The organism is Butyricicoccus sp. (assembly GCF_050872565.1).
Classification (GTDB): domain Bacteria; phylum Bacillota; class Clostridia; order Oscillospirales; family Butyricicoccaceae; genus Butyricicoccus_A.
This window is the reverse complement of sequence record NZ_JBNMHC010000148.1, coordinates 1-5229: the sequence shown is the minus strand read 5'-3', so window position 1 is coordinate 5229 and position 5229 is coordinate 1. Positions and strand designations below refer to the sequence as shown.

General features: G+C 46.4%; 4 protein-coding genes. 3 read left to right on the top strand and 1 reads right to left on the bottom strand.

Going from position 1 to position 5229, the window contains the following annotated elements; genetic code table 11:
- Nucleotides 1–92: 92 nt before the first annotated feature.
- On the bottom strand, nucleotides 93–1106 hold the full coding sequence (locus tag ACR0P9_RS07225; RefSeq protein WP_432618730.1) for a Gfo/Idh/MocA family protein: 1014 nt from the start codon (nucleotides 1104–1106) through the stop codon (nucleotides 93–95).
- A 255-nt stretch (nucleotides 1107–1361) separates the two neighbouring features.
- On the opposite strand from ACR0P9_RS07225, the gene ACR0P9_RS07220 reads away from it, so the two are divergent.
- The 3 genes from ACR0P9_RS07220 to ACR0P9_RS07210 all read left to right on the top strand — a co-directional run bounded on the left by ACR0P9_RS07220 (nucleotide 1362) and on the right by ACR0P9_RS07210 (nucleotide 5056).
- The gene (locus ACR0P9_RS07220; protein WP_432618728.1) at nucleotides 1362–2372 is read left to right on the top strand and encodes a LacI family DNA-binding transcriptional regulator; all 1011 of its coding nucleotides are present in this window, start codon (nucleotides 1362–1364) and stop codon (nucleotides 2370–2372) included.
- Between the two features lie 196 nt (nucleotides 2373–2568).
- Complete coding sequence (locus ACR0P9_RS07215) at nucleotides 2569–4272, top strand: Na/Pi cotransporter family protein (RefSeq protein ID WP_432618726.1); 1704 nt, start codon at nucleotides 2569–2571, stop codon at nucleotides 4270–4272.
- Between the two features lie 100 nt (nucleotides 4273–4372).
- Complete coding sequence (locus tag ACR0P9_RS07210; RefSeq protein ID WP_432618724.1) at nucleotides 4373–5056, top strand: MgtC/SapB family protein; 684 nt, start codon at nucleotides 4373–4375, stop codon at nucleotides 5054–5056.
- The last annotated feature ends 173 nt before the right edge of the window (nucleotides 5057–5229 follow it).

The window sequence follows — 5229 nt, the reverse complement described above, 5'->3', positions numbered from 1 at the left end:
CATCTTTATTATACCAGAAATGCACGGCGAAAAAAAGACTGCGTTTCTGGAACAAAGTCTGAAACGCAGTCTTGGATGGACGAAAGATAAACTTACAGCTCAACAACCTTGCCGGACTTCCATGCCTCGGTGGTGCCGAAGCCGATAGCCGTGGACTTGGTGCCGTCGTATACGGTTACGCCCGGCTTTCTGTTTTCGCAGATGCAGTCGATGAATTCCTGCATTTCTGCCAGATAAGCAGCGGCAAAACGCTCTGGGAAGCCCTCTACACACTCGGTTACAACGCCGTTGGAGTTGTACAGCATAGCGAGATTCTTTTCCGGTACAGGGCTGATGCGGATGCTGCCTTCGGTGCCGATGATTTCAGTCTCTACATGGTAGCCATGCGGTGCGGTACGGCCTACGTGAATCACGCCGATACCGCCATTCTTGAACTTGTAGGTAGCAACTGCGGTCTCATCATCGCCGACAGCCTGGAATTCCGGATGCTTGAAGGTTGCGCCCAGAGCGTATACTTCAGTCGGCTCATCTTCGAGGAACCAACGCATCAGATCGATGTCATGGATTGCCATGTCGATGAAGATGCCGCCGGAAGTAGCTGCAAACTTGATAGAGCCTTCAACCAGTGCTTCCGGGTCAATGCCGATAGCCTTAACCATATACGGCTTGCCGATAGCACCTTCCTGAATCTTCTTCTTTGCGTATGCATAGGAAGAATCGTAGCGGCGCATAAAGCCGAGGAAGAATACCTGATCCGGATTGCGCTCTACGGCAGCTTCTGCCTGCTTGCACTGCTCCAGATCGACGCCGAGCGGCTTGTCGGTGAATACGTGCTTGCCTGCATCCAGAGCAGCTTCGATCTGCCAGCAGTGCTCAGAGGAAGTGGTTACAATGGCAACAGCGTCGATGTCTGCCTTTTCCAACATTTCCCGGTAATCGGAATACAGATCGGTGACACCCAGCTCATTCTTTGCGTATTCCAGCTCTGCCGGAACAATAGAGCAAGCAGCGGTCAGGGTTGCGTTTGGAATCTTAAAAGCGATGTTGTTTGCGTGTACTTTGCCCAGACGGCCGAGTCCGGCGATGCCAACTTTGATGGTCTTCATATACAATTTCCTCCTCGTATATTTGTGAGAAATGATACATTTTTGGTTTTTCTCATCGGTTCGTTTTTTGTTGTACACAGTATAAAATGTTTTGAAAAAGAAGTCAATACATAGAAAACAGGTTTGTATACCTGCATTAAAGTTTAAAAATGCTTGGTGCATTCTACACAAGAAAATGGCGAGGAAACGCCGTATTTTTCCGTGACGCGTGACAAAAATCAAAAATATATGATATACTGACAGGGAGGTGAGAACATGAAACCAACAGTACGAAGTATTGCGGCGATGGCGGGAGTATCTCGAGGAACTGTCAGCCGCGTGTTAAATAATCAGCCGGATGTCAGTGCGGAGGTGCGTGCACGCGTGCTGCGCATTATCGAAGAGACTGGCTATCGAAAGGATACACGATTTCAGGGTGTAGAGAAGATTCATATCGGCGTCATTGTGGCGCACTGGCAGGATGAGTATTTTACCAACAGTACGCTGCGCGGCATTCATTTGGCGGAGCGAGAGCTGAATACCGGAAGAATCCAGCTGGATGTGCGGCGCATGAATAGTCGGTCGGATGGGGAATATATTCGTGTCTGTGAGGATCTGCTGGAAAGCGGTGCGCGCGGCTTGGTTATCAATGCGCCGGATAATATTGTGATTGCCGCAGAAATCGAACGACTGACCAAAGCAGGCGTTGTCGTTGTGACGTACAATTCTGATTTGCCGGACAGCACGCGCGTTTGCCATGTGGGACAGGATTTGATGAAATCCGGCAGAATTGCCGCCGGATTGATGGCGCGCAGCTTGTCTGCCAAAGACCGGATTCTTGTTATCACAGGAAATATGGAGTTTCGTTCGCATCGCGTGCGTATTGATGGATTTTTGGAACATCTCAAAACGTTGGGCTTTCCGTCAGACAGCTATGATTTAAAAGAATGTTATGAGAGATATGATTTGACCTATGATGCAGTGAGTCAGGCACTGACAACACAACCCAATTTACATGGTATCTATATGGGAACAGAAGATGTCAAGGCGTGTATTGATGCGCTGGCCAAAACGCGCCGTCGCATGACCGTAGTTGTCAATGATCTGACACCGGTAGCAAAACATGCTCTGAAAACCGGTGCTGTAGACTTTGTGGTGGAACAGGATTTTACTGCACAGGTGCGACAGGCGATTTTGCTGCTGCAAAAGCATCTATTATATGGACAGACCGTCCGAAGACCTGTCATTCATGTACAAACGTCTATTGTAACGCGGGAACTATTGTAAAGAGAAAAAATATACTTTACATAAATTTTATCTATGATTCGCGATTTTTTCGGAATTTTTCTCGAAAAAATCGATTCTTCTTGTGAATATTCTGTCAGGGCTTTTTGAAAACCATACGAAAACTTTACATAGCGCATGGGTAAAACTTTACATGCATCTGGTAGTCTAAAAGCAGGATTATTAAAGGAGAATCATTATGAATCAAGAAATGGTATCGACCATTGCCGGATTACTCGGTGGACTTGCAGTATTTATTTACGGCATGAATCTGATGAGTGAGGGTCTGCAAAAGGCAGCCGGCGAAAAAATGAAGAAAGTGTTGAGTGTTCTGACTAAGAACCCGCTTGTCGGCATGTTGGCTGGCGCACTTGTCACCGCCGTGTTGCAGAGCAGCTCGGCAACGACAGTTATGGCAATTGGTTTTGTCAGTGCAGGATTGATGACGCTGCCGCAGGCAATTTCAGTTATCTTTGGCGCAAATATTGGCACGACGATGACTGCACAGATTATCGCGTTTAGTATTGATGACTTTATTTGGCCAATCGTCTTTATCGGCTTCGTACTGTACTTCTTCCCGAAGAAGGAACAGTTGAAAAACATTGGACAGACAATCTTCGCTTTTGGTTTGCTGTTTGTCGGCATCACAACAATGAGCTCTGTAATGAAGCCGCTGGCAAGCAGTCCGGTTTTTGTTCAGCTGATTGAACAGGTTGCGCATATTCCGGCGTTGGGCGTGTTGGTTGGTACGCTGATGACACTAGTTGTGCAGTCCAGCTCGGCAACTATTGCTGTTTTGCAGAACTTCGCCTCGCAGCCAATGGCAGACGGAGTGACAAGTATCTTGGGATTAACCGGTGCTATTCCGATTTTGCTCGGTGATAATATTGGTACGACGATTACTGCCTTGCTTGCATCCATCGGACAGCCGCGCAATGCAAAGCGCACGGCTTTGGCGCACTGCGTCTTTAATGTAACTGGTACATTTATTTTTATCTGGTTCGTGCCGTGGTACGCAAAGTTTATTCAGTTTATCTCGCCAAAGGGACCGGAAATCGAAGTAATTTCGCGTCAGATTGCGAATGCGCATACGTGTTTTAATATCACCAATACACTGATTTGGCTGCCGCTTATCCCACTCATGGTAAAGATTGTTATGACGATTTTGCCGGAGAGCAAGAAGGATTTAGCAGAGAAGCCGCTGTATGAGCCGCGCTATCTCGACAACAATGTGCTTCAGCAGCCGGAAGCTGCCATTCGCTTGGCTACCATGGAGATGACTCGCATTACAGAGTATGTCTCTGACATGGCGGAAAAGGCAAAGCAGGCCTTTTTGCATGAAGATAAGGGAGCGATGCAGCAGGTCGATCAGCTGGAAGATGTTGTAGATATTTTGCAGGATCGAGTAACGGAATATCTGTCTAGCTTGTGCAAGACTGGCAGCCTGACGCAGAATCAGTCCGCCCGTGTATCCGGCATGATTCGTGCTGTGAGCGACATTGAGCGTGTTGGTGACCAATACATGAGCATTACCAATTTTGCTAAGCTCAAGAGCGAAAAGGAATATACGTTCACAGAACAAGCAATTCAAGAATTACAGGAAGGTTTTGATCATGTCCGCAACATGCTCAAACTTACCGTACAGACACTGCATGATGCAGATACAAAGACAGCACGTTTGGTTGTGCATCAGCAGGAAACAGTAGAGGATTTGGAACGCCGACTGAGCAAGAAGCACATGGAGCGGTTGAATTTGGGTTCTTGTTCACCGGAAAATACGGTAGCTTATACTGATGTGCTGCATGACTTGGAGTGCATCGGCGAATATTGCTCGGATATTGCTGAAATGGTACTGGACGAAGATAAGAGCCAGATGAAAGTGGAAAGACTGCAAGAATCGTAAGCATGGTTGAGAAGAACCGCTTGTATGGAAAATACAGGCGGTTCTTCTTGTGTTTCTATGGCGGATCTCGTATAATAAAAAGAAAACGGGAGGTTGCAATATGGAACGAATGCTCCCTGAATTGATGTGGGTAATTCGACTGCTGGTCAGCTGCGCTTGCGGATTTGCTGTCGGATTTGAACGACAAAATCATATACGTGCAGAACACAGAAAGAGTGCGGGGATGCGCACCCATATGATTGTTTGTGTAGCATCCGCTGCAATGATGCTGATTTCTAAATATGGATTTTTTGATGTACTTGCGAATGGAGATAACATTCGTGTCGATGTTTCGCGTGTAGCTGCTGGTATTGTCACAGGCGTTAGTTTTCTTGGCGCAGGAACGATTTTTATGCGAAAGGAAAGCGTAAATGGCTTGACAACGGCCGCAGGAATTTGGGCGGTGGCGGCTGTTGGCATGGCGATTGGTTGCGGTATGTACACAGTTGGAATTACACTGACTATATTGATTACGTTGATTCAAGAACTGTTTCGTATCAATATGTATAAACGGGAATCGCAGACAACGACGATAATTATAGGCGTATCGGATATGACTGAGACAAAGCAGATCATGCAGTGGCTGCGTGAACACGGAGCAGAGATACAGGGAGTGGTGAGTAGACGAACGGCGGAGCAAGACATTCAATTGACGATTCGAGCTTGCTTTGCTCATGTAGAAGATAAAGAGTGCTTGCTGGACTTACAGAAAATTTTAAAGAGTATAACATACATAGAGTATTGATGAGTTATGCAAAAAAACATAAAAATAATAAGAAAAGTGTTGACTTTGTGGCGAAAAAGGTGTATTCTATTCAGGCACTCAACGAGAGGGCATCACGAATACATCAGTTGAATGAAAAAAGTACTGATCGGAAGAAAAAAGTGCTTGACAGGATGATGGATTTATGATATTCT